23 protein-coding genes and 1 pseudogene are annotated in these 24341 nt (G+C 63.5%); 13 read left to right on the top strand and 11 right to left on the bottom strand.

All coding sequences use genetic code 11. The annotated features are described in order from the left end of the window. Positions 1-101 precede the first annotated feature (101 nt). Positions 102-2792 (bottom strand): aconitate hydratase AcnA, encoded by a 2691-nt coding sequence (gene acnA / locus AC0L15_RS27045; protein WP_287248223.1) that lies wholly within the window; start codon positions 2790-2792, stop codon positions 102-104. A 285-nt stretch (positions 2793-3077) separates the two neighbouring features. On the opposite strand from acnA, the gene ccmA reads away from it, so the two are divergent. The 4 genes from ccmA (at position 3078) to AC0L15_RS27025 (ending at position 5281) form a co-directional block, all read left to right on the top strand. Continuing rightward, entirely contained in the window at positions 3078-3686 is a 609-nt protein-coding gene (ccmA, locus tag AC0L15_RS27040; RefSeq protein ID WP_287057046.1) for a heme ABC exporter ATP-binding protein CcmA, read from the top strand. A gap of 39 nt (positions 3687-3725) precedes the next feature. Further along, on the top strand, positions 3726-4391 hold the full coding sequence (gene ccmB, locus AC0L15_RS27035; RefSeq protein WP_023803343.1) for a heme exporter protein CcmB: 666 nt from the start codon (positions 3726-3728) through the stop codon (positions 4389-4391). A gap of 150 nt (positions 4392-4541) precedes the next feature. Then, positions 4542-4709 (top strand): heme exporter protein CcmD, encoded by a 168-nt coding sequence (ccmD, locus tag AC0L15_RS27030; RefSeq protein WP_287222703.1) that lies wholly within the window; start codon positions 4542-4544, stop codon positions 4707-4709. After that, positions 4706-5281 carry a DsbE family thiol:disulfide interchange protein gene (locus tag AC0L15_RS27025; protein ID WP_287248226.1) on the top strand — a complete coding sequence of 192 codons (576 nt, stop codon included), beginning with the start codon at positions 4706-4708 and terminating at the stop codon, positions 5279-5281. Before ccmD ends, AC0L15_RS27025 begins: the two co-directional genes overlap by 4 nt. Before the next feature lie 86 nt (positions 5282-5367). Here the strand turns inward: AC0L15_RS27025 and AC0L15_RS27020 are convergent, their stop codons facing one another. Beyond that, the gene (locus AC0L15_RS27020) at positions 5368-5775 is read right to left on the bottom strand and encodes a hypothetical protein (protein WP_473497637.1); all 408 of its coding nucleotides are present in this window, start codon (positions 5773-5775) and stop codon (positions 5368-5370) included. On the opposite strand from AC0L15_RS27020, the gene AC0L15_RS27015 reads away from it, so the two are divergent. Further along, complete coding sequence (locus AC0L15_RS27015; protein ID WP_287248228.1) at positions 5774-6691, top strand: SMP-30/gluconolactonase/LRE family protein; 918 nt, start codon at positions 5774-5776, stop codon at positions 6689-6691. The genes AC0L15_RS27020 and AC0L15_RS27015 overlap by 2 nt on opposite strands. A gap of 232 nt (positions 6692-6923) precedes the next feature. Here AC0L15_RS27015 and AC0L15_RS27010 read toward each other — a convergent pair whose 3' ends face one another. The 8 genes and pseudogenes from AC0L15_RS27010 to AC0L15_RS26975 form a co-directional block, all read right to left on the bottom strand. Next, positions 6924-7457, bottom strand: coding sequence for an NADPH-dependent FMN reductase (locus tag AC0L15_RS27010; protein ID WP_287248411.1), 534 nt, complete (start codon positions 7455-7457; stop codon positions 6924-6926). Positions 7458-7498: 41 nt separating this feature from the next. Next, positions 7499-8108 (bottom strand): annotated as a pseudogene (locus AC0L15_RS27005) (pyridoxamine 5'-phosphate oxidase family protein). Positions 8109-8124: 16 nt separating this feature from the next. Then, positions 8125-8799: a septation protein A gene (locus tag AC0L15_RS27000; protein ID WP_287248230.1), complete on the bottom strand. Its 675-nt coding sequence runs from the start codon at positions 8797-8799 to the stop codon at positions 8125-8127. A gap of 62 nt (positions 8800-8861) precedes the next feature. Beyond that, positions 8862-10556: a signal recognition particle-docking protein FtsY gene (ftsY, locus tag AC0L15_RS26995; protein ID WP_287248233.1), complete on the bottom strand. Its 1695-nt coding sequence runs from the start codon at positions 10554-10556 to the stop codon at positions 8862-8864. An 11-nt stretch (positions 10557-10567) separates the two neighbouring features. Next, positions 10568-11884: a tRNA (N(6)-L-threonylcarbamoyladenosine(37)-C(2))-methylthiotransferase MtaB gene (gene mtaB, locus AC0L15_RS26990; RefSeq protein WP_473497635.1), complete on the bottom strand. Its 1317-nt coding sequence runs from the start codon at positions 11882-11884 to the stop codon at positions 10568-10570. Then, positions 11884-12768 carry a diaminopimelate epimerase gene (dapF, locus tag AC0L15_RS26985; protein WP_287248237.1) on the bottom strand — a complete coding sequence of 295 codons (885 nt, stop codon included), beginning with the start codon at positions 12766-12768 and terminating at the stop codon, positions 11884-11886. Before dapF ends, mtaB begins: the two co-directional genes overlap by 1 nt. A 174-nt stretch (positions 12769-12942) precedes the next feature. Continuing rightward, complete coding sequence (locus AC0L15_RS26980; RefSeq protein WP_077380919.1) at positions 12943-13104, bottom strand: DUF1328 family protein; 162 nt, start codon at positions 13102-13104, stop codon at positions 12943-12945. An 84-nt stretch (positions 13105-13188) separates the two neighbouring features. Then, positions 13189-14199 (bottom strand): MBL fold metallo-hydrolase, encoded by a 1011-nt coding sequence (locus AC0L15_RS26975; RefSeq protein WP_287248238.1) that lies wholly within the window; start codon positions 14197-14199, stop codon positions 13189-13191. Positions 14200-14491: 292 nt separating this feature from the next. Here AC0L15_RS26975 and AC0L15_RS26970 point away from each other — a divergent pair, with 292 nt between their 5' ends. Further along, positions 14492-15031: a protease inhibitor Inh/omp19 family protein gene (locus tag AC0L15_RS26970; RefSeq protein ID WP_287248240.1), complete on the top strand. Its 540-nt coding sequence runs from the start codon at positions 14492-14494 to the stop codon at positions 15029-15031. A gap of 140 nt (positions 15032-15171) precedes the next feature. After that, positions 15172-16374 (top strand): cell division protein ZapE, encoded by a 1203-nt coding sequence (zapE, locus tag AC0L15_RS26965; protein ID WP_287248242.1) that lies wholly within the window; start codon positions 15172-15174, stop codon positions 16372-16374. 195 nt (positions 16375-16569) lie between these two features. Here the strand turns inward: zapE and AC0L15_RS26960 are convergent, their stop codons facing one another. Beyond that, complete coding sequence (locus tag AC0L15_RS26960) at positions 16570-16932, bottom strand: GNAT family N-acetyltransferase (RefSeq protein ID WP_287248244.1); 363 nt, start codon at positions 16930-16932, stop codon at positions 16570-16572. A 303-nt stretch (positions 16933-17235) separates the two neighbouring features. Between AC0L15_RS26960 and mdh the strand changes: the two genes are divergently transcribed. The 6 genes from mdh to AC0L15_RS26930 all read left to right on the top strand — a co-directional run bounded on the left by mdh (position 17236) and on the right by AC0L15_RS26930 (position 24303). Beyond that, positions 17236-18204: a malate dehydrogenase gene (mdh, locus tag AC0L15_RS26955; RefSeq protein ID WP_128170459.1), complete on the top strand. Its 969-nt coding sequence runs from the start codon at positions 17236-17238 to the stop codon at positions 18202-18204. Positions 18205-18246: 42 nt separating this feature from the next. After that, positions 18247-19440 (top strand): ADP-forming succinate--CoA ligase subunit beta, encoded by a 1194-nt coding sequence (sucC, locus tag AC0L15_RS26950; protein ID WP_287248246.1) that lies wholly within the window; start codon positions 18247-18249, stop codon positions 19438-19440. Positions 19441-19444: 4 nt separating this feature from the next. Further along, on the top strand, positions 19445-19816 hold the full coding sequence (locus AC0L15_RS26945; RefSeq protein WP_091592200.1) for a cupin domain-containing protein: 372 nt from the start codon (positions 19445-19447) through the stop codon (positions 19814-19816). Positions 19817-19838: 22 nt separating this feature from the next. Further along, positions 19839-20069, top strand: coding sequence for a hypothetical protein (locus AC0L15_RS26940; protein ID WP_023803364.1), 231 nt, complete (start codon positions 19839-19841; stop codon positions 20067-20069). Positions 20070-20267: 198 nt separating this feature from the next. After that, entirely contained in the window at positions 20268-21170 is a 903-nt protein-coding gene (sucD, locus tag AC0L15_RS26935) for a succinate--CoA ligase subunit alpha (RefSeq protein WP_287248248.1), read from the top strand. Between the two features lie 148 nt (positions 21171-21318). After that, positions 21319-24303: a 2-oxoglutarate dehydrogenase E1 component gene (locus tag AC0L15_RS26930; protein WP_287248249.1), complete on the top strand. Its 2985-nt coding sequence runs from the start codon at positions 21319-21321 to the stop codon at positions 24301-24303. Positions 24304-24341 lie beyond the last annotated feature (38 nt).

The raw sequence follows: 24341 nt of genomic DNA, 5'->3' as shown, positions 1-24341 counted from the left end.
GGAGTAGGGGAGTAGGGGAGTAGGGCAGTAAGGCAGTAGGGGAAAAGTCGCCTCCGCTGCCTCATCCTATTCCCTACTCCCCTACTCCCTTACTCCCCTCTCTATGCGGCTAGATCGCGCAGCACATATTGCAGGATGCCGCCGTTCTTGAAGTAGTCGAGCTCGTCCAGCGTATCGATGCGGCAGATGATCGGAATGTTCTTCACCGTGCCGTCGCCATAAGTGATCTTCGCAATCATCTTTTGACGCGGCTTGATGGCGCTCAGTCCGTCGATTTCGACCAATTCGTCGCCCTTGAGGTTGAGCGAGGCCCATGAGGTGCCCTCCTCGAAGACGAAGGGGATGACCCCCATGCCGACCAGGTTCGAGCGGTGGATGCGCTCGAAGGACTGAGCGATGACCGCGCGAACACCCAACAGGTTGGTGCCCTTGGCCGCCCAGTCGCGCGACGAGCCGTTGCCGTATTCGACACCGGCGAAGATGACCAGCGGCACGCCTTCCTTCTTGTACTCCATGGCGGCGTCGTAGATCGATTTCTCTTCCTTCGACGGATAGTGGATCGTGTAGCCGCCCTCGCGGCCGTTCTCGCCCAGCATGTGGTTGCGGATGCGGATATTGGCGAAGGTGCCGCGCATCATCACCTCGTGATTGCCGCGCCGTGTGCCGTATTGATTGAAGTCGGCAACGCCGACGCCATGATCGATGAGGTACTTGCCGGCCGGCGAGGCCGCCTTGATCGAGCCGGCCGGTGAGATGTGGTCGGTGGTGATCTTGTCGCCGAACAGGCCGAGCACGCGGGCGCCCTTGATGTCGCCGATCGTGCCGAAGCCCGATGTCATGCCAGCGAAGTAGGGCGGGTTCTGCACATAGGTCGAATTGTTGTCCCAGGAATAGGTCTGGCCTTCCGGCGCCTTGACGTCCTGCCAGTTTTCGTCGCCCTTGAAGACGTCGGCATATTTGCGGGCGAACAGTTCGCGCGTCACGTTCTTCTCGATGAACTCCTGGATCTCGACCGAGCTCGGCCAGATGTCCCTGAGGTAGACCGGGTTGCCGTCGCGGTCCTCGCCGAGCGGTTCGGTGGTCAGGTCCTTGGTCACGGTCCCGGCCAGCGCGTGGGCGACGACCAGCGGCGGCGAAGCGAGGTAGTTCGCCTGCACGTCGGGCGAGACGCGGCCTTCGAAATTGCGGTTGCCGGAAAGCACCGCGGCAGCGATCAAACCTTTGTCATTGATGGTTCTGGAGATCGGCGCCGGCAACGGGCCGGAATTGCCGATGCAGGTGGTGCAGCCGAAGCCGACCAGGTTGAAGCCGATCTGGTCGAGTTCCTTCTGCAGGCCGGATTTCTCCAGATATTCGGCGACGACCTGGCTGCCCGGCGCCAGCGATGTCTTGACCCACGGCTTCTGCTTGAGTCCGAGCCGGTTGGCGTTGCGTGCCAGCAGCCCGGCGCCGATCAGCACGCTCGGGTTCGAGGTGTTGGTGCAGGAGGTGATGGCGGCAATGACGACGTCGCCATGGCCAAGGTCGTAGTCGGTGCCCTCGACGGCATAGCGCCTGTCGATTTCGACCGCCTTCTTGTATTCGGTTTCCATCGCCTTGACAAAGCCGGCCGGAATGCCTTCAAGCGCGACCCTGCCTTCCGGACGTTTAGGGCCAGCCATCGACGGCACGACACTGCCGAGATCGAGCTCGAGCAGGTCGGTGAAGACCGGATCGGCCGAGCCGATATCGCGCCACATGCCTTGCGCCTTGGCGTATGCCTCGACCAGCGCGATGCGGTTTTCCTCGCGGCCGGACATGGTGAGGTAGCGGATGGTTTCGCCGTCGACGGGGAAGAAGCCGCAGGTGGCGCCATATTCGGGCGCCATGTTGCCGATGGTGGCGCGGTCGGCCAGCGTCATGTTGGACAGACCCGGACCGAAGAATTCGACGAACTTGCCGACGACGCCCTTCTTGCGCAGCATCTGGGTGACGGTGAGCACGAGATCGGTGGCGGTGACGCCTTCCCTGAGCCTGCCGGTGAGCCGGAAGCCGATGACTTCGGGCAACAGCATGGAGACGGGCTGGCCAAGCATCGCGGCCTCGGCCTCGATGCCGCCGACGCCCCAGCCGAGCACGCCAAGGCCGTTGATCATGGTGGTGTGCGAATCGGTGCCGACGCAGGTGTCGGGATAGGCGGTGGTTTCGCCGCCTTCAGTGTTGGTCCACACGACCTGGCCGAGATATTCGAGATTGACCTGGTGGCAGATGCCGGTGCCGGGCGGCACGACGCGGAAGTTGCGGAAGGCCTGCTGGCCCCATTTCAGGAATTTGTAGCGTTCTTCGTTGCGCTCGTACTCGAGCTCGACATTCCGGGCGAAAGCCAGCGGCGTGCCGAACTCATCGACGATGACCGAGTGGTCGATGACCAGGTCGACCGGCACCAGCGGATTGATCTTTTGCGGGTCGCCGCCGAGCGAGGCCATGGCATCGCGCATGGCGGCCAGGTCGACCACGGCCGGAACGCCGGTGAAATCCTGCATCAGCACGCGGGCCGGGCGATAGGCGATCTCGACCCCGGCGGTGCCCCTGTCGGTCAGCCAGCCGGCAACCGCCTGGATGCTCTCCTTGGTGACGGAACGGCCGTCCTCGTTGCGCAGCAGGTTCTCCAGCAGCACTTTCATCGAATAGGGCAACTGGGCGATGCCGGTGAGGCCGTTCTTCTCGGCCTCGACGAGGTCGTAATAAACATAGTCGGAGCCGCCCGCGGTCAGCGTGCGGCGGCAATTGAAACTATCGAGGGATTTTGACACGTGCGATCCGTCCTTGTCTGTTCAGCCTGAAAGGGAACGGACGCCGATGGCATGCAATCACGCGCAAAGGTGCGGGTACGGCCATTTCCGCTGTCCGTTCCCAGCCAACCCGAGCCGTTCAAGGCGGCGCGTGCGCTGGTTCGGCGCTAATTCGCTTCCCGTGCCGACCGCTGGCACGGATGCCCCGCATATAGAGAATTTCCTGGAATAGTTCTAGACAGTCGAACGGCTATTTTGTGCGATGCGGCAGCTGCCGTGGCGCGATGTTTTCGGGACGGGCATGGAATGCGGCTGATCGCCGAAAATCTGGGCGGCGAACGCGGCGGCGAGGCGGTTTTTTCCGGCATCAACTTTGCCCTTGGCAAAGGCCAGGCGCTGATCGTCACCGGGCCGAACGGCGCGGGGAAATCGACGCTGCTCAGGATAGTTGCCGGGCTGCTGCCGGTGGCGGCAGGCCGTTTGCTTGTCGAAGGTGGCGGTGAGGATTTTCCGTCGGTCGCCTCGGCCTGCCACTATCTCGGCCACCAGAACGCGATGAAGACGGCGCTGAGCGTGGCGGAAAATCTGCGCTTCTGGCGCGATTTTTCGGGCGCGGATTTTTTGAGCGCCGAAGAGGCGCTGGCAATGGTCGGGCTTGACGGTATCGGCCATCTGCCGTTCGGCTATCTCTCCACCGGGCAACGCCGCCGCGCGGCGATCGCAAAACTGCTGGTCAGCCGGCGGCCGCTGTGGCTGCTCGACGAGCCGACGGCCGGATTGGACAAGGCTTCGGAAGAGCGATTCGGCGGGCTGATGCGGGAGCATCTGGACGAGGGCGGAATCATCATCGCGGCGACGCATCTGCCACTGGGGTTGGAGGGGGCACAGGAATTGAGGATGGGGGAAACTCGGTAATGTCGGCGTTCCCGCCCCTGGGCAAGGGCATCTAAAACCATGCTAGCCCTCTTCCTGCGCGACATTCGCCTGAGTATCCGGGCCGGCGGCGGGGCGCTGACCGGCGTGATCTTCTTTCTCGCGGTAATCGCCACGATCCCCTTCGGCGTTGGGCCAGACCTCAATCTGCTTGCCCGCATCGGCCCGGCGATCCTGTGGATCGGCGCCTTGCTGGCTTGCCTGCTCGGTCTCGACCGATTGTTCCAGGCCGACCGGGAAGACGGCTCACTCGATCTGCTGGTGCTCGGCGACGACCGGCAGATGCTGGCGCTGACCGTGCTGACGAAATGCCTGGCGCATTGGGCAGGAAGCGTGCTGCCGCTGGTCATCGCCGCACCCCTGCTCGGCCTGTTCATGAATATGGAGCCGATCGGCATCGGCGCGACGGCGCTGACCCTTCTGGTCGGCACGCCGGCGATCACCTTCATCGGCGCTGCCGGTGCGGCGGTAGCGGTGGCACTGCCGCGCGGCGGGCTGCTGATCTCGGTGCTGGTGCTGCCGCTGACCATCCCGGTGCTGATCTTCGGCGTGTCGGCAAGCTATGGCGCGGTGGCGAACCCCGATCCGTTTCTGCAGCCTTTCCTCATTCTTGCCGCGCTGACCTTGTTTCTTGCCGTGCTGGGGCCGGTTGCGGCAGCGTTGGCGCTGCGCCATGGAACCGACTGATGAGGCCGGCCGCCGTTGGTGATTACAGGGCGTCAAAGGCTGCGGCGCTGCTGTCGATTGCGAAGCCGATGGCGCAAGGTTAAAGGAAGGCATGTTGGAACGAAGCGAAATGGTCCGGCTAAAAGGTTTTGCACCGGAGGAGCGATCCATATGAGCGCGCATGCGCTCTATGTGACCGCTGCCTATGCCATCACGGCCGTGGTGCTGGCCGGACTGATCGGCTGGATCCTGCTCGACCAGCGTGCACGCAGACGAGACCTCGCCGAGCTGGAAGCGTCCGGCGTGCGGCGGCGCTCCGACAAGGCGGTGAAATCATGAGCATGGAAACGGAGACGCCGGCGCGCTCACGCCGCCTGATCGTGCTGTTGCCGCTGCTGATTTTTCTCGGGCTGGCGGGGCTGTTCCTGACGCAGCTGCTGTCCGGCCGCGACACTTCAGAAGTGCCATCGGCGCTGATCGGCCTGCCGGCGCCGCAGACCAATCTGCCGGCGCTGGAGGGCATGAATTTGCCGGGGCTCGATTCCAGGCAGTTCGCCGGCAAGGTCACGCTCGTCAACGTCTTCGCGTCGTGGTGCGGGCCGTGCCGCGACGAACATCCGCTGCTGCTGGCGCTGTCGCAGGACAAGCGCTTCGTCATCGCCGCCCTCAACTACAAGGACCAGCCGGAAAACGCCCGCCGGTTCCTCGGCGAGCTCGGCAACCCGTTCCAGGCGATCGGCGTCGATGCGGCGGGGCGCGCGGCGATCGACTGGGGGGTCTACGGCGTGCCGGAAACCTTCGTCGTCGGCAAGGACGGCAAGATCGCCTACAAGCATGTCGGCCCGCTGACGCCGGGCTCGGCACAAACGCTGCTGCTGCCCGAAATCGAAAAAGCGCTGGCGGCGCGTTGATATTCAGCTGGCCTGCAAAACGATTCGGCCTGACCTGGCTCTCTACGCGCCGCGGCGCGGCCGAGTTGCGCTACTCGACCGAAGATTCAGCCGTAGATCTGCTTGTGAACCTGGTAGAGCATTTCGCTGCGGTCGGCGCGCATGTCGGCCAGATCGCGGCTGGAAAACGAGTCGATTTCGGCGATGAGGCGGTTGTATTGCCGGCGCTTGGCGATGCTGGTGCGAGCGCGGCTCATGAGGCTGTCGAGAATCATAGCGAGGTTCCTTCTGTGCCGCATTGTTGCGGCAGGTTGTTCCTCCCTGATCGATACGCAGCATGACATAGTTATGGTGCGCTGCAAAAATAAGATGTTGCAATGCACCATTGCGCTGGGCGCATAGCCGGTTAACGGCGCATGACCCGTCATTTGGGTTTTGTCATCGATCTTGCCATATCGATCGCCGGCTGGCTTGATCGCGCCGGCACCAACATTGCACGACCGGGAGGAAACCATGACCGCGGAACACTACGAAATTCTCGATCCACGCTTTGCGCGGCTGTTCAACGGCAACGCACAGGTGGACAAGCTGTTCACCGGATGCCGGTGGGCGGAAGGGCCAGCCTGGTTTGCGGCCGGCCGTTATGTGGTCTGGTCCGACATTCCCAACAACCGCATGCTGCGCTACGACGAGACCGACGGCAGCGTCAGCGTGTTCCGGCAGCCGTCGGGCAATTCCAATGGCAACACCGTCGACCGGCAGGGCCGGCTGGTCACTTGCGAGCATTCGGGCCGCCGGGTCAGCCGCACCGGGCACGACGGTTCGATCACCACCATTGCCGACAAATGGCGCGGCAAGCGGCTGAACTCGCCCAACGATGCGGTGGTCAAGTCCGATGGTTCGATCTGGTTCACCGACCCGACCTACGGCATCGATACGGATTATGAGGGCGACAAGGCCGAGAGCGAGATCGGCGCCTGCCATGTCTACCGGGCCGATCCCGGCACCGGCGAGATCGAAGCGGTGATCACCGACATGGTCAGGCCCAACGGGCTCGCCTTCTCGCTCGACGAGAGCAAGCTCTACGTCGTCGATACCGGCCGCACGCATGGCGCGCAGAATCCGGCGCATATGCGGGTGTTCGATGTCGACGAGGCCGGCAAGAAGGTCTCCGGCGGAAAGGTCTTCGCCGATTGCACGGCCGGCCTGTTCGATGGTTTTAGGCTCGATGACCAGGGGCGGATTTGGACCAGTGCCGCAGACGGCATCCATTGCTACGATCCGGACGGGACGCTGATCGGCAAGATCAAGGTGCCGGAAGTCGTCGCCAATTGCGTGTTCGGCGGCAACAAGCTGAACTGCCTCTACATCGCCGGCACGACCTCGCTCTACATGGTCCGGCTGATGGTCAACGGCGCAAAGACATTTTGAGCGGCCCTGGGTTTTCGAATAGGTCGCTGCGCGTGATTGGTTCGTCGGCGAGACCAATGTCGCGGCGTTGAGACGGAAGGGAAGTTTGCGAGAGGCTGCAAGACAGCGCCCGGACAGCGCCCCCCTCTGCCCTGCCGGGGATCTCCCCCACGTGGGGGGAGATCGGCAGCTTTGTCGCCGACGCCCTTAGCGTTCGCTCCGCCCGGGATAACGAAAGCACGGTGGCCGCCGCTTAACGCGACCGGATGAAATCGGCGAAGGCCGAAATGGCGTTGTGCATTGCCAGTTGGCTTGCCGGCTCCGACAGGATTCTGTCCACCTCCGGTGGCTTCTTGCCGAGCAGGGCGATTTCGAGCGCGGTATCTTCAAAAAGCGCGAAAGACATGGTGCGCATGATCTCGGCCAGCGCCGCGCGGGCAAACAGCGAGCGCGGCGAGGCGTGCACCAGCATGGCCGGCTTGCCGACAGCGGCGTCGCGCGACACCAGCCAGTCGAGCGCGTTCTTCAGCCCGCCCGGCACGCCATGGGCATATTCAGGGCAGGAGACGATCACACCGTCAGCGGCGGCGACCGCGTCGATCAGCGCGGATGCTTGCGGTGGCGTCCGCTCGGCTTCGTCATCCGGATTGAAAATCGGCAAGCGGCCAAGCCCGTCATAGACGGTGACACGGCAGCCAGTTGGCGCATTTTGCGCCAAACCCCCGGTCAACGCCGAATTGGTTGAGGCGGCGCGCAGGCTGCCAGAGATTGCAAGGATGTTGAGCAAAGGAATGGAGATCAAGCTTGGACGATTCGTTGCCGGGCACACTACCACATGGTGTGTTTGTATTCTTCGTCCAGCCAGCGGTCGGTCGCCTCGGCCGAATCGGCGAGCGCCAGCTGGTCGCGCAGGATCTGGCCGAGCGTCGGCAGCGTCGCGCGGTCGTACCAGGTTTCCGGCTTCCACAGATCGGAGCGCATGAAGGCCTTGGCGCAATGCATGTAGGCGGCCTTGACCGTCACCAGGACGACGCTTTGCGGTTCCTTGCCGTCGACGGCGAGCCGCTCGCGCAAAGCCGCATCGACGGTGATGCGGGCATCGCCGTTGACGCGCAGCGTCTCGTTCATGCCCGGGATGAGGAAGAGCAGCCCGACCGAAGGGTTGAGAAGAATGTTCTCCAGCGTGTCGAGCCGGTTGTTGCCCGGCCGGTCGGGGATGGCGATGGTCTTCTCGTCAAGCACGGCGGCAAAGCCCGGCCTGTCGCCCTTCGGCGTCACATCGGCATTGCCGGCGCCGTCGGAGGAGCCGATCAGCACGAAGGGGCTTTTGCCGATGAAGGAACGGCTGTGGCCATCCAGCGCCTTCAGTTCCTTGCGGATCGAGCCGTCGGTCGGGCGAGGCGTCTTATAGATCGTCGCGCGTGGTGACGAATTCCATGCCGTCTCCTTGATCGTTACTTGCCGGGCTTCCCTTCTGTTCCGGTCTCGCCTTCAAGCGAATGGCGCATGATCAGCGGCATCTGGCTGAAGGTGAAGAGAAGCGTGATGGGCATGATGCCCCAGACCTTGAAGGTAACCCAGGCGTCAGTGGAAAAATTCCGCCAGACGACTTCGTTGACAAGGGCCAGGAACAGGAAAAACAGGCCCCAGCGGAAAGTGAGTTTCTTCCAGCCCTCGGCATCGAGGCTGAAGGCCGAATCGAAGACGTAGCCGAGCAGCGACTTGCCGAAGAACAGGCCGCCGAGCAGCACGCCGCAGAACAGCATGTTGACGATTGTCGGCTTCATCTTGATGAAGATGTCGTCCTGCAGGTAGAGCGTCAGCGCGCCGAAGACGAAGACGACGACGCCCGACACCATCGGCATGATCGGCAAGGTGCGGGTGAGCAGCCAGGACGCGGCCAGCGCGATCGCGGTCGCGCCCATGAACAGGCCGGTGGCGACGAAGATCGGTCCGCCAAATTCGGCCAGCACCGGAAACTTCTGCGACAGCCATGCGCCACGGGCGTTGGCGAAGAAGAACACCATCAACGGGCCGAGCTCCAGCACCAGCTTGAGCAGCGGATTGACGCCTTCCTTCTTCTGTTTCTGCGGGTCGGACGGGTCGCGTTCGAGGATGCGCGGGTTCATAGGCTTTCCTTCTTGCGCATGATCCTGTCCAAAAAGTCTGCAACTTCCTGGGATCAAGCTTGTTATGCCACTCCAGCGATCGCCCTGGCGAACTCGCTTGCGGAGAATGGTTCGAGGTCGTCGACCTGTTCGCCGACGCCGATGAAATAAACCGGCAGTTTATGCTTTGCCGCAATCGCCACCAGAATACCGCCGCGTGCCGTGCCGTCCAGCTTGGTCATCACCAGGCCGTTGACGCCGGCGACATTGCGGAAGATCTCGACCTGGTTGAGCGCGTTCTGGCCGGTGGTGGCGTCGACCGTCTGCAGCACGGTGTGCGGCGCCTCCGGATCGAGCTTGCCCAGCACCCGGACGATCTTTTCGAGTTCCGCCATCAGCTCGGTCTTGTTCTGCAGCCGCCCGGCGGTGTCGATGATCAGCACGTCGGAGCCGGCTTGCCTGGCCTGTTCGAAGGCATCGTAAGCGAGGCCGGCGGCGTCGGCGCCAAGCTTCGAGGCGATGACCGGCGACTTGGTGCGCTCGCCCCAGATCTTCAATTGCTCGATCGCGGCGGCACGGAACGTGTCGCCGGCGGCGAGCATCACCGACAGGCCGCCGTCGGTGAGCTTTGCCGCCAGCTTGCCGATGGTCGTGGTCTTGCCGGTGCCGTTGACGCCGACGACAAGGATGACATGCGGCTTGTGGCTGAGGTCGAGCTCCAGCGGCAAGGCGACATGGGTCAGCACCTTCTCCACCTCGGTCGCCATGATGGCGCGGACTTCCGTCTCGGAGACGTCCTTGCCGTAGCGGCTGGCAGCCAGCGAATCGGTGATGCGCAAAGCCGTCTCCATGCCGAGATCGGCGCGGATCAGCACGTCCTCCAGATCCTGCAGCGTGTTCTCGTCGAGCTTGCGCTTGGTGAAGACGCCGGCGATGTTGCCTGACAGTTCCCGGGAAGAGCGGGCGAGCCCCTCCTTCATGCGCTGGAACCACGAGCGTTTCGGTGCCGGTTCCGGCGCCTTCTGCGGCTCGGCTCTCTGCTCGACCTTCTTGGCGACGGTGACCTTGCCGGCAGCCGGCTTTGGCTCCGGCGGTGGTTGCGGAACGGCTTCAGGCTCGGGCGCGATCTCGGCAAGGACCGGCTTCGCCTCGATCGGCGCCGGCTGGCGAATGGGGGGCGGGATTTCGGCCGCCGGCGCCTCAGGCCCGGGCGCCGTCGAGGGAGCCTCGGCGGGCGGTGCGGCATCTTGCGCAGGTTTGCGCTGCCCCTCACCCTTACCCTCTCCCCGCAAGGAACGGGGAGAGGGGGGCGTCAGCGCAGGCGCTTCTTCTTTGCCGCTGTCAAAAGGAGGCTCGGCGGGACGATCAGTACCCTTCTCCCCGTCACTATACGGGGAGAAGGTGCCGGCAGGCGGATGAGAGGCAGCGTCACGTTCGGATAACGGACCCTCAGTCTGGACGATCTCAGGCTGCGTCGGTGCTGGCTCAGGAATTTCCTCCAGCTCTGGCTCCGGAGGAGACTCGACGGGAGCCGCCGGAATCTCCTCTGGCGCCGGCTCCTCGGCAGGCGGCTGCAACTCCTCGACCGAAGCAGGTTCCGGCTGGATTTCAGGCTCGGGTGGAATCGTCGGAGCGGGCTCGGCCTCTTCAACAGCCGCCGGTTTCAGTGCCTCGAGCGCGTCCCATTTGATCGGCGGCAGCGGTGCGGTCTCGTCGATCCGCTCCTCGACCACTTCCTTCTTGCCGAACGAAAATATCTTCTTGAGAAAACCAGCCATGTTCTTGCGTCTCAGGCGGCGCGGGCGGCAAGCGGCGCCGCGATCAGCCGCGAGCCGTCATCGCCGGCGATAGCGGCCTCGACGATTTCGCCCGCCGCACCGTCGGAGACCGCAGCGAGCGTAAACCCTTCGGTGCGGCCGAGCCCGTCGCGCTCGACCAGGATCGACTGGCGTGTTCCGGCGAGCGAGGAAAGGTGGCTGCGATAGGCGGCGTCACCGGCGGCGCGCAGCCGTGCAGCACGCTGCTTGATCAGTTCGCGGCGAAGCTGCGGCATGCGCGCGGCGGGTGTGCCTTCGCGCGGCGAAAACGGAAAAACGTGGAGATGCGTCAGCCCGCATTCCTCGACGATCTCCAGCGATTTTTCGAACATGGCCTCAGTCTCGGTCGGGAAGCCGGCGATGATGTCGGCGCCGAAGACGATGCCGGGACGCAATTTGCGCAAATCCTGGCAAAAACGGATCGACTGATCCCGGTTGTGCCGGCGCTTCATCCGCTTCAGGATCATGTCGTCACCGGACTGCAGCGACAGATGCAGATGCGGCATCAGCCGAGGCTCGGTGGCGATGGCGTCGAGCAGATCGTCGTCAGCCTCGATCGAATCGATCGAGGAAAGGCGCAGGCGTTTCACGTCAGGCACCTGCTTCAGGATTGTCTTGACCAATTTGCCGAGCTTCGGGCTGCCCGGCAGGTCGGCGCCGAAACTGGTCATGTCGACGCCGGTCAGCACGATCTCGGCATAGCCATTGCCGCTCAGCCGCTTGACCTGCTCGACCACGGCGCCCATCGGCACCGAGCGCGAATTGCCGCGGCCATAGGGGATGATGCAGAAGGTGCAGCGGTGGCCGCAGCCGTTCTGAACCTGGACGAACGCCCGCGCCCGGCCTTCGATGGCGTCGACCATGTGGCCGGCCGTCTCGCGCACCGAAAAGATATCGTTGACGCGAGCCTTCTCGGTGTCGTTGACGCCGAAATCCGGCAGCGCGCGATAGGAATGCGCCTTCAGCTTTTCCTCGTTGCCAAGGACGAGATCGACCTCGTCCATGGCGACGAAATTCTGCGGCTCGGTCTGCGCGGCGCAGCCGGTGACGATGATGCGGGCGGCCGGATTCTCGCGGCGGGCCTTGCGGATCGACTGTTTTGCCTGGCGCACCGCCTCGCCGGTGACGGCGCAGGTGTTGAAGATGATGGCGCCGCCTTCCAGCGCGCCAAGGCCGGCACTTTCCGCCTCTCGCCGCATCACCTCGGATTCATAGGTGTTCAGCCGGCAGCCGAAGGTGACGACGTCAACACCTTTGGGAAGAGCGGGGCCCTTGGCAAGAGCGGCCATCAAGCGGCGCTTTCGGTGTCGCGGGCCCACACGCCGGTCGCCGGGTCGAAGCTGCCGGAAAATTCCCATTCGGCGGCACCGGTGAGGATGACGTGGTCGTCGCCGCGCCACTCGACATGCAAGGAGCCGCCGCCGGGCGTCACCAGGGAGACGCTGCGTCCGGTCCGCCTGGTGCGCGCCGCGGCGACGACGGCGGCACAAGCCGCCGTGCCGCAGGCCTTGGTCAGGCCGGCGCCGCGCTCCCAGGTGCGGATGACCATCGTCTCGGTCGAGGTCACCCGCGCGATGGTGATGTTGGCTCGTTCGGGGAAGATCGGGTGGTTTTCGAGCAGCGGACCGAAGCGGTCGAGCTCGTAGGACCAGACGTCGCGGTCGACCCAGAAGATGGCGTGCGGATTGCCCATCGACACGACCGAGGGCGAGTGCAGCACCGGCGCGTCGATCGGGCCGACCTGCAGCTCGATCATGCGGGTATCGCGGAATTCCTCGGCGAGCGGAATATCCTGCCAGCCAAAACGCGGCTTGCCCATGTCGACCGAGATCAGCCCGTCGGCATGTTCTTCGGCGTTGAGGATGCCGGCGACGGTCTCGAAGGCGAATGTCTTCTGGCCGGTCTCGGCGGCAAGTGCCTGCACCACGCAGCGCATGCCGTTGCCGCAGGCCTGCGCGCCGGTTCCGTCGGAATTCAGGATGTCGATGAAAAAGGCAGTGCCCGGCGTTCTGGCGTCGTGGATCGCCATGATCTGATCGAACTTCGTCGCGGCATCGGCATTGAGCGCAAGGGCGGCAGCCGGCGCCACCCGGTCGGCGCGACCGCGCATGTCGGCAACGATGATTTCGTTGCCGATGCCGTTCATCTTGGCGAAGGGGGCAGTGCTTGCCATGGATCGAAAGGTCTCATGCCGGTTTGGCGCCTATATGGCGGATAGCGGCCGGAATTACCAGTGCGAGACGCCAGCGCGCCGTGCGTCGACTTGGACGCACAAAGTGCGCTCCGACATTTTGAACCCGCGCATCGTGCCTTCTGAAAATCGATTCCGATTTTCGGGCCGATGCGTCTACGCCACAGCGAAGACGCCAAGCATGACCAGCAGGAAGATGATCAGCACGATGCCGATGAGAATGCGGGCGCCGGTGGCAGCGGCTCCGGCCAATGCCGGCATGCCAAGCAGGCTGGCCGCGGCCGCGATAATCAGAAGAATGATGATCCATTTGATCATAGGAAAATCCCTCGCAGCCGACGGTTGTGGACGACTACCAACGCGGTTGCGACGCCCCGGTTCCCCTGGGGCCGGGTCGCCTGCCTAGAGCGCCGGCACGTCCCAGACTTCGCCGGGACGCAGGGCGCGAAAGCGTTCTTGCGGGACACCTTGATCGTTGAGGGCCTCGCCCAGCTTTCTTGCCGGCTCGTCGATCGACTCGTTGGTGAGCCGGAACGTGCCCCAATGGCAGCCGGCGGCATAGGCGGCGTTGCACAACAGCAAGCCTTGCACTGCCTCCTCCGGGTTCTGGTGGTGTGGCGCCATGAACCAGCGCGGCTCGTAGGCGCCAATCGGCAGGATGGCGAGGCGGAAGCCGCCGTGCCTTTCGGCCATCAGCTGATAGTTGATGCCATCGTGGAAACCGGTGTCGCCGGCGAAATAGACCTTTCCGCCCGGCGTCTCGACCACAAAGCCCGCCCACAGCGCCATGCGCCGGTCTCGGGTGCCGCGTGCCGACCAGTGGTGCACCGGCTCGACATGGACGGCGACGTCGTTGCCGATCTCGACCCGTTCGCCCCAGTCATGCACGGAAAACCGCATGCCGGGAACGCCGGCATCGATGATGGCGTCGTTGCCAAGCGGCGTCAGCACCAGCGGGTCGTGCTTTGTCTTCAGCCGCTTCAGCGTGGCGAGGTCGAGATGATCGTAGTGGTTGTGGCTGACCAGCACGAGGTCGATCGGCGGCAGGCTGGAAAAGGCGATGCCGGGCGGATTGACCCGTTTCGGCCCGGCAAAGGGGAGCGGCGAGGCGCGCCGCGACCAGACCGGGTCGGTGAGGATGTTCAGGCCGGCTGTCTGGATGAGCAGCGTGGAATGGCCGACCATGGTCAGCCTCAGTTCGGAGCCGTCGATCCGTTTGGCCGGTGTCGCCTGATGAAACGGACTTGGATTCGCCGACGGCCATTTCGAGCGTTCGCCGCCCAGCTGCCACTTCAAAAGATCGGAAAAGCGGGCAGGCAACTTGCCGTTGGGATTGAAGAACAAGGTGCCGTCGAAATGATCGCTGGGCGGCCCGCTATAGTAGCGGTTGGCCGCCCTTTTCCTCGCAGCCAAGATTTCGCCTCCGGCAAGGTTCGGTTCATCAGAGATAGGACCGAAGCGGGCTGGCGCAAGCATTTGGCGGCCGGACGCCAGGGGCAGGCCTGTCCTGGCAAACCGCTGCGCAGTCTCGCGTCAGACCCCCAGGACAGGTTTTCGGGCGGCACGCATTTGTGGCAAAGTTGCAACAGGTGCCGCCGCAAATGCTATTTTAACCATACAGGGTTGAAATTTTGCCACCTTCTCCGTCTTGGTAAGGGGGATATTGTGCGGACGGCAGCCCGGCCGGACCCGACGGAGGTTTGAAATGAATTTTTCGAAAACCGGTCTGCTGGCCGTATCGCTGGCCGCGCTCTTTGCGAGCGGCTGTTCAACGTCACGGTTCTCGCCGATGGACCAGCAGCCGGCGCCGCTGCAAGCCGCGCCCTCCGGCACGGTGACCACAAACCAGCTGCCGCCGCCGGCGTCGCCTGGCACCGCCGACCCGTCGAAATTTCCGACGGCGCCGCAAGGCCCTCAGGTCGCCTCGCTGCCGCCGGACGGAACGGCTCCGGCCGGAGCCCCGGATCTTACCGCAAGCAGCGTCGCCGGCGTGTGGAAGGCCAGCGTGTCCGGCCAGAGCTGCCAGGTGGCGACGCCGCAGACCAAATTCGGCTCCGGCTATCGGGCTGGACCACTGCATTGCCCGGCGCCGATCGACGGCATCAAATCCTGGAACGTCGCCGGCAAGCAGTTGACGCTGTACGACGCGAATGGCGGCACGCTGGCACGGCTCTATTCCTCGGGCGGAGAGAAATTCGACGGCCAGACTTCCAACGGCCTGCCGATCTCGCTTACAAGAGGCTGACCCGCCCGCCCTTATTGTTTTTAGGCGATTCCGAAAACCGCTACACGCTTTCCCGGAATTGCTCTCTTTTGTTTTTACGCAATTCCGGACAGAAAACCGCTACACATTTTTCTTGGAATTGCTCCGGAACGACGTGACCGATGCATCTGCGTGACGGCCTTCAGACCCATGCGACCGTCCGGCAGCGTTACGACCATTGGGTCGATACGGGCGTGATCGACCGCGATCCGGCGCAGGAGCGGGTCGTCGCGGCACTCGATCGGTTGATCGACGAGATTTCGGCAAAACGGCTGGCGCACAAATCGAGCGCGCTGGGCTGGCTGTTCGCTCGCAAGCGCGAGACGCGCGAGGCCGTCAAGGGCCTCTATATCCACGGCGGCGTCGGCCGTGGCAAGACCATGCTGATGGACATGTTCTTCGAGCTGGTGCCGGTCCGGCGCAAGCGCCGTGTGCATTTCAACGACTTCATGGCCGATGTGCAGGACCGCATCCAGAAGCACCGGCAGGCGCGTAAAGAGGGCACCGTCAGGGAAGACGACCCGATCGCGCCGGTGGCCCGCGCGTTGGCCGAGGAAGCCTGGGTGCTGTGCTTCGACGAGTTTTCCGTCACCGACATCGCCGATGCGATGATCCTGTCGCGGCTGTTCTCGGCGCTGTTTGCCAACGGCGTCGTGCTGGTCGCCACGTCCAATGTCGCGCCGCAGGATCTCTACGGCGACGGCTTGAACCGCAAGCTTTTCCTTCCCTTCATCGGCATCCTGGAGCGGCATGCGCAGGTGATTGCCCTCGATGCCGACAAGGACTATCGGCTGGACAAGCTCAGCCGCCTGCCGGTCTATGTCACCCCTGCCGATGCCGCGGCCGATGCTGTCCTCAACGAGGCCTGGAAAGTGATGACGCATGGCAGGCCGACCCAGGCAGCGGCCCTGACGGTGAAGGGCCGGCAGATCGTCGTGCCGCGCGCCGCCGGCGACGCAGCGCGGTTTTCCTTTGCCGATCTCTGCGAAAACCCGCTCGGTGCCCGCGATTTCCTGGCGATTGCCAGCCGCTTCTCGACCGTCTTCATCGATCATGTGCCGGTGCTTGGCGAAGGCATGCGCAACGAGGCGAAGCGCTTCATCCTGCTGATCGACACGCTCTACGACCATCATGTGCGGCTGGTGGTGAGCGCCGCCGCACCGCCACCGCAGCTGTACACGGCCAAGCGCGGCAACGAGGTCTTCGAGTTCGAGCGCACCGCGTCGCGGCTGATCGAGATGCAGAGCCACGAATGGCTGGAAGACTGGGTGGAGAGGCAGAAGGCGCGGGTGGTGCCTGCGGAGGCGAGGCAGGTTCGGGCCTGAACCTCGTTTCGTAGCGTTCCGGCACACCCCCTCTGTCCTGCCGGACATCTCCCCCTCAAGGGGGGAGATCAGATGTCGCCTCGACCGTCGCCAGTTTCCAGCGTTGTGGAAGGAGCCCGTCGTCAAAACCGCCGATCTCCCCCCATGTGGGGGAGATGTCCGGCAGGACAGAGGGGGGCGCTGTCCCGCCGGCGTCTATAGTCGATACACATACATGACGAACGCCTCCGCCGGCCCGTGCGGCTCCTTCCGCGCCTCATAAAGCGCGCGCGCCGAGACATTGCGCGGCTCGATGCCGACCCAAGCCTCCTCGCAGCCATGCTTCCGGCCGAGCTCAAACATGGCGTCGAGCATCTTCGTCGCTATGCCCTGGCGCTGGAAGGCCCGCGCCACGCCGACTTCGTCGATGTAGAGTTCGTTCACCTTGTCCGGGTGGCGGTGGATGACGGCCGCGCATTGGCCGACGAATATGCCATCGGCCAATGCCACGATCATGAAATGACCTGATGAGGCCAGATAGGCGGCGAGCCGATCCGGCCTGACCGGTTCATCGAACACATCTTCGGCGACCGCTTCACAAGGGCGTCATCGCCGGGACACAGCCTTCTTATTTCCATCTTCATTGCGTAACTTTCCCAAGTCGGCTCAATTCTTTTGACGTTTACGTAAATCCCAATCCATCTAACCGATTGAAAAATCTCACTCCAAAATAATCGTTTGAATATTTTATGCGCCGGGGCTATTGGGTGCGGCGAAATCTTCGCGGCTTCCCCGCAGCATTCCGGCCTCCTTCCTCGACGCCGTCATCCAATTCCTTAAGGGATTGGGCGCCGTCACAGTCTAAAGGGAAAACATCCTGACATGGCACGCAACAAGATAGCGCTCATCGGCTCGGGCATGATCGGCGGCACGCTCGCCCACATGATCGGCCTCAAGGATCTCGGCGACGTTGTGCTGTTCGATATCGCCGAGGGCATCCCGCAAGGCAAAGGGCTGGATATCGCGCAGTCGTCGCCGGTTGATGGGTTCGATTCCAGGCTGACCGGCGTCAACGATTATGCCGGCATCGAGGGTGCCGACGTCTGCATCGTCACCGCCGGCGTGCCGCGCAAGCCCGGCATGAGCCGCGACGACCTTCTCGGCATCAATCTGAAGGTCATGGAGCAGGTTGGCGCGGGTCTCAAGAAATACGCGCCGAAAGCCTTCGTCATCTGCATCACCAACCCGCTCGACGCCATGGTCTGGGCGCTGCAGAAGTTTTCCGGCCTGCCGAAGAGCCATGTCGTGGGCATGGCCGGCGTGCTCGACAGTTCGCGCTTTCGCTATTTCCTGGCCGAAGAGTTCAAGGTGTCGGTCGAGGATGTCACCGCCTTCGTGCTCGGCGGCCATGGCGATTCCATGGTGCCGATGATCCGCTATTCGACGGTCGCCGGCATCCCGCTGCCCGACCTCATCAAGATGGGCTGGACCTCGAAGGAAAAGCTCGACCAGATCGTGCAGCGCACCCGCGACGGCGGCGCCGAGATCGTCGGCCTGCTCAAGACCGGCTCGGCCTTCTACGCACCGGCCGCCTCGGCGATCGCCATGGCCGAAGCCTATCTCAAGGACAAGAAGCGCGTGCTGCCCTGTGCTGCGCATCTCTCCGGCCAGTATGGTGTCAAGAACACCTATGTCGGCGTGCCGGTGGTGATCGGCGCCGGCGGTGTCGAGCGCGTCATCGAGATCGAGCTCGTTAAGGCCGAGCAGAAGATGTTCGACAATTCGGTGGCGGCGGTGCAGGGCCTGTGCGAGGCTTGCGTCAAGATCGCTCCGCAACTCGCCGCCAAATGATCCGAAGTGACCCGCCAGTAAAGTGATCTGGAGACAACGCGCATGAACATCCATGAATATCAGGGCAAGGCGCTGCTGAAGGGCTTTGGCGCACCGGTGGCCGAAGGCGTGCCGGTGTTTAGGGCAAGCGAGGCGGAAGCCGCCGGCAAGGCACTGCCCGGCCCGCTCTATGTGGTGAAAAGCCAGATCCATGCCGGCGGCCGCGGCAAGGGCAAGTTCAGGGAGCTTGGCCCCGACGCCAAGGGCGGCGTCAGGCTGGCGAAATCGGTGGCCGAGGTCGTCGCCAACGCCAAGGAAATGCTTGGCCACACGCTGGTCACCAAGCAGACCGGCCCGGCCGGCAAGCAGGTCAACCGCCTCTACATCGAGGACGGCGCCGACATCGAGCGCGAGCTCTATCTGTCGCTGCTGGTCGATCGCTCCGTCGGCCGCATCGCCTTCGTCGTTTCGACCGAGGGTGGCATGGATATCGAGGCGGTCGCCCACGACACGCCGGAAAAGATCATCACCGTCCCCATCGACCCGGAAAAAGGCATAACGGCGGATGATTTGAAAGAACTCAACGGCGCGCTGAAGCTCGACGGCGACGCCGCTAAGGACGGCGAGACGTTGTTCCCGATCCTCTACAAAGCCTTCGTCGAGAAGGACATGAGCCTGCTCGAAGTCAACCCGCTGATCGTCATGAAGGATGGCCGGTTGCGCGTGCTCGACGCAAAAGTGTCGTTCGACAACAACGCGCTGTTCCGCCATCCCGACGTGATGGAGCTGCGCGACATTACCGAAGAGGACGAGAAGGAGATCGAGGCGTCGAAATACGACCTCGCCTATGTCGCGCTCGACGGCAATATCGGCTGCATGGTCAACGGCGCAGGCCTCGCCATGGCGACGATGGATATCATCAAGCTCTACGGCGCCGAGCCCGCCAACTTCCTCGACGTCGGCGGCGGTGCGTCGAAGGAGAAGGTGACGGCGGCGTTCAAGATCATCACCAAGGACCCGGCGGTCAAAGGCATCCTGATCAATATCTTCGGCGGCATCATGAAGTGCGACATCATTGCCGAGGGCGTTATCGCGGCGGTCAAGGAAGTCGGCCTGCAAGTGCCGCTGGTGGTGCGGCTGGAAGGCACCAATGCCGAGCTCGGCAAGAAGATCATCAACGACAGCGGGCTCAACGTCGTCTCGGCCGATGACCTCGACGACGCGGCCAAGAAAATCGTGGCGGCGGTGAAGGGCTGATCTGGTGCCTCCGCACAAGATAAACCTGGTCGAGGCGGCGGATCAGAAGATCAAAAAGGTCTTCGATCCGCATATCGCCGGCGACGTCAACGACGCCCAGGTCAAGATCGCCAAGTTCGGCGATATCTTCGATTGGCACGCGCATGACAACGAGGACGAAGCGTTCCTGGTGCTGCGCGGCCGCATCGCCATCGATTTCCGCGACGGCACGGTGGAGCTTGGCAGCGGCGAGTTCATCGTCGTGCCGCGCGCCATTGAGCACCGGCCGCGCTCGCTGAGCGAACAGCCGGTGGTGCTGATGTTCGAGCCGGCGACGACGCTCAACACCGGCAACGCCAAGAGCGACCTCACAGTCGCCGATCTCAAGCGGCTTTAGGGAGCTTGTGCGGGGAAGAGAAATGAAGAACATCACTCTGGCGGTCGAAGACGAGGTTCTGGAGCAGGTCAAGCTGACGGCCGCTGAACAGGGCACGACCGTCGACGCCTTGGTGCGGGAGTTTTTCGCGACAGTGGCCGCGAAGCGCCATGCCAACGACGGGGCTCGGCAAGCCCTGCTTAGGCTTGCCTACGAGGCTTCAGGCGACATGGGCAGCAAGACTTGGAACCGGGCAGCTCTCCATGACCGCTGAGTGCCGCCTCGACACGAACATTCTCGTCTGTGCCGCCATCGGACACGATTCCAAGCGCGCGGAGTATGGCGCAATCATCGCCGCCGCCGAGCGCCTTGGCGTCAACACACTTTACACCGAAGACCTCAACCCCGGGCAGGCCTACGCTCCGTGGTCGCCGTCAACCCCTTCCGCACTCACTGATCAGGTCGTAAAAAAATGTCCATTCTCGTCGACAAGAACACCAAGGTGCTCGTGCAGGGCCTGACCGGCAAGACCGGCACGTTCCATACCGAACAGGCGCTGGCCTATCACGGGACAAATATGGTCGGCGGCATCCACCCGAAGAAGGGTGGCGAGACGTGGACCGGCGCCACGGGCGAGAGCTTGCCGATCTTTTCCACCGTCGCTGAAGGCAAGGCGAAGACCGGCGCCAATGCGTCAGTCGTCTATGTCCCGCCGGCGGGCGCCGCCGAGGCGATCCTGGAAGCGATCGAAGCCGAGATCCCGCTGATCATCTGTATCACCGAGGGCATCCCGGTGATCGACATGATCAAGGTCAAGGCGCGGCTCGACCGCTCGATGTCGAGGCTGATCGGTCCCAACTGCCCAGGCGTCCTGACCCCCGACGAATGCAAGATCGGCATCATGCCCGGCAACATCTTCCGCAAGGGCTCGGTCGGCGTTGTTTCCCGCTCGGGAACGCTTACCTATGAGGCAGTGTTCCAGACCACCAATGTCGGTCTCGGCCAGACCACCGCCGTCGGCATCGGTGGCGATCCCGTCAAAGGCACGGAGTTCATCGACGTGCTGGAGATGTTCCTCGCCGACGACGAGACCCAGTCGATCATCATGATCGGCGAGATCGGCGGCTCAGCCGAGGAAGACGCCGCGCAGTTCCTCAAGGACGAAGCCAGGCGTGGCCGCAAGAAGCCGATGGCCGGTTTCATCGCCGGGCGCACGGCCCCGGCCGGCCGCACCATGGGTCATGCCGGCGCGGTCATCTCAGGCGGCAAGGGCGGCGCGGAAGACAAGATCGCCGCCATGGAATCGGCCGGAATAAAGGTTTCGCCGTCGCCGGCCCGGCTCGGCACGACGCTGGTCGAAGCGATAAAAGGTTAAGGCAGTAAGGGAGTAGGGCAGTATGGGATTAGGGGAATAGGAAGAACGGGACGAACGATGGCAAGTGCCTGGTTTTCTCTACTGCCCTACTCCCTTACTGCCCTACTCCCCTCCAAAACAGGAGACGGAGCCAGGCTCCGCGGAAAAAATGGCAAGACAAGATCAGGCCAACGACCAATTTTCGCTTACCTCTTTTCTCTATGGCGGCAATGCCGATTATATCGACGCGCTCTACGCCGCCTATGAGGACGATCCCGCTTCGGTCGATCCCGAATGGCAGGATTTCTTCGCGGCGCTCAAGGACGACGCCGGCGATGTCCGCAAGAATGCCAAGGGCGCCTCATGGGCCAAGCCCTCGTGGCCGCTGCAGGCCAATGGCGAACTGGTGTCGGCGCTCGACGGCGATTGGGGCATCGTCGAGAAGCACATCGAGAAGAAGGTCCAGAACAAGGCAGTGATGAACGGCGTCGCCTTTTCCGACGCCGACGTCCATCAGGCGACGCGCGATTCCGTGCGCGCCATCATGATGATCCGCGCCTACCGCATGCGTGGCCATTTGCACGCCAATCTCGACCCGCTCGGCATCGCCAAGCTCGAGGATTACAACGAGCTGTCGCCGGAAAATTACGGCTTCACATCAGCCGACTACGACCGCCCGATCTTCCTCGACAATGTGCTCGGGCTCGAATTCGGCACCATCCGGCAGATGCTCGACATCCTGACCCGCACCTATTGCTCGACGCTCGGCGTCGAGTTCATGCATATTTCCGATCCCGAGGAGAAGGCCTGGATCCAGGCGCGCATCGAGGGCACCGACAAGGAGATCTCCTTCACCGCCGCCGGCAAGAAGGCGATCCTGCAGAAGCTGGTCGAGGCGGAAGGCTTCGAGCAGTTCATCGACGTCAAGTACAAGGGCACCAAGCGCTTCGGCCTCGACGGCGCCGAGGCGCTGATCCCGGCGCTGGAGCAGATCGTCAAGCGCGGCGGCCAGCTCGGCATGAAGGAGATCGTGCTCGGCATGGCGCATCGCGGCCGGCTGAACGTGCTCTCCCAGGTGATGGCCAAGCCGCACCGCGCCATCTTCCACGAGTTCAAGGGCGGCTCGGCCGCGCCCGACGAGGTCGAGGGCTCGGGCGACGTGAAGTACCATCTTGGTGCTTCGTCGGACCGCGAGTTCGACGGCAACAAGGTGCACCTGTCGCTGACCGCCAATCCATCGCACCTGGAAATCGTCGATCCGGTGGTGATGGGCAAGGCGCGGGCCAAGCAGGATTCTCTGTTCGGCCGCAGCCGCGAAGAGATCGTGCCGCTGGAAGAGCGCGCCAAGGTGCTGCCGCTGCTCCTGCATGGTGACGCCGCCTTTGCCGGCCAGGGCGTGATTGCCGAAATCCTCGGCTTGTCCGGCTTGCGCGGCCACCGCGTCGCCGGCACGCTGCACTTCATCATCAACAACCAGATCGGCTTCACCACCAACCCGCGCTTTTCGCGCTCGTCGCCCTATCCGTCGGATGTCGCCAAGATGATCGAGGCGCCGATCTTCCACGTCAATGGCGACGATCCGGAAGCCGTGGTCCATGCCACCAAGGTGGCCATCGAATTCCGCATGAGGTTCCACAAGCCTGTCGTGGTCGACATGTTCTGCTACCGCCGCTTCGGCCACAATGAGGGCGACGAACCGGCCTTCACCCAGCCGATCATGTATCGCAACATCCGCAACCACAAGACGACGGTGCAGATCTATGCCGACCGGCTGATCGCCGAAGGCCATATCGGCCAGGCCGAATTCGACAAGCTGAAGGCCGACTGGCGGGCACATCTCGAGCAGGAATTCGAGGTCGGCCAGCACTATAAGCCCAACAAGGCCGACTGGCTGGATGGCGCCTGGTCGGGCCTGCGCACAGCCGACAACCAGGACGAACAGCGGCGCGGCAAAACCGCCGTGCCGGTCAAGACGCTGAAGGAAATCGGCAAGAAGCTGACCGAGGTGCCGAAGGAATTCGAGGCGCACAGGACGATCATGCGGTTTCTCGAGAACCGCCGCCAGGCGATCGAGTCGGGCGAAGGCATCGACTGGTCGACGGCCGAGGCGCTGGCCTTCGGCGCCATCCTGCTCGACGGCAATCCGGTCCGGCTGTCCGGACAGGATTCGGAGCGCGGCACGTTCTCGCAACGCCACTCCGTGCTCTACGACCAGCGCGACGAGACACGCTACATCCCGCTCAACAATCTGTCGGCGGCGCAGGCCGGTTTCGAGGTCATCAACTCGATGCTGTCGGAAGAGGCCGTGCTCGGCTTCGAATATGGCTACAGCCTGGCCGAGCCGAAGGCGCTGACGCTTTGGGAAGCGCAGTTCGGCGATTTCGCCAACGGCGCCCAGGTGGTGTTCGACCAGTTCATCTCGTCGGGCGAGCGCAAGTGGCTCAGAATGTCGGGCCTCGTCTGCCTGTTGCCGCATGGCTATGAAGGCCAGGGGCCGGAACATTCGTCGGCCAGGCTCGAGCGATTCCTGCAGCTTTGCGCCGAAGACAACATGCAAGTGGCCTACTGCACGACGCCGGCCAACTACTTCCACATCCTGCGCCGGCAGTTGAAGCGGGATTTCCGCAAGCCGCTCATCCTGATGACGCCGAAGTCGCTGCTGCGCCACAAGCGGGCGGTGTCGACACTGCCGGAGATGTCGGGCGAAAGCGCGTTCCACCGGCTGTTGTGGGACGATGCCCAGCAACTCCCCGGCCAGGCGATCAAGCTCACCAAGGATTCGAAGATTCGCCGCGTCGTGCTCTGCTCGGGCAAGGTCTATTACGACCTCTACGAGGAGCGCGAGAAGCGCGGCATCAACGACATCTACCTGCTGCGCGTCGAACAGCTCTATCCGTTCCCGGCCAAGGCGCTGATCACCGAACTGTCACGCTTCCGCAACGCCGAGATGGTCTGGTGCCAGGAGGAGCCCAAGAATATGGGCGCCTGGTCGTTCATCGATCCGTATCTGGAATGGGTGCTGGCGCATATCGACGCCAAGCACCAGCGGGTGCGCTATACCGGCCGGCCGGCCGCCGCGTCGCCGGCGACCGGGTTGATGTCGAAGCATCTCGCCCAGCTTGCCGCCTTGCTCGAAGACGCGCTCGGTGAATAGAACAGAGTTCGGCGAATAGAACAGAACCGACAGAAGAA

It is taken from the genome of Mesorhizobium sp. WSM4846, assembly GCF_055811415.1.
The sequence above is the reverse complement of the archived record's forward strand: the minus strand, read 5'-3'. Positions and strand labels throughout refer to the sequence as shown.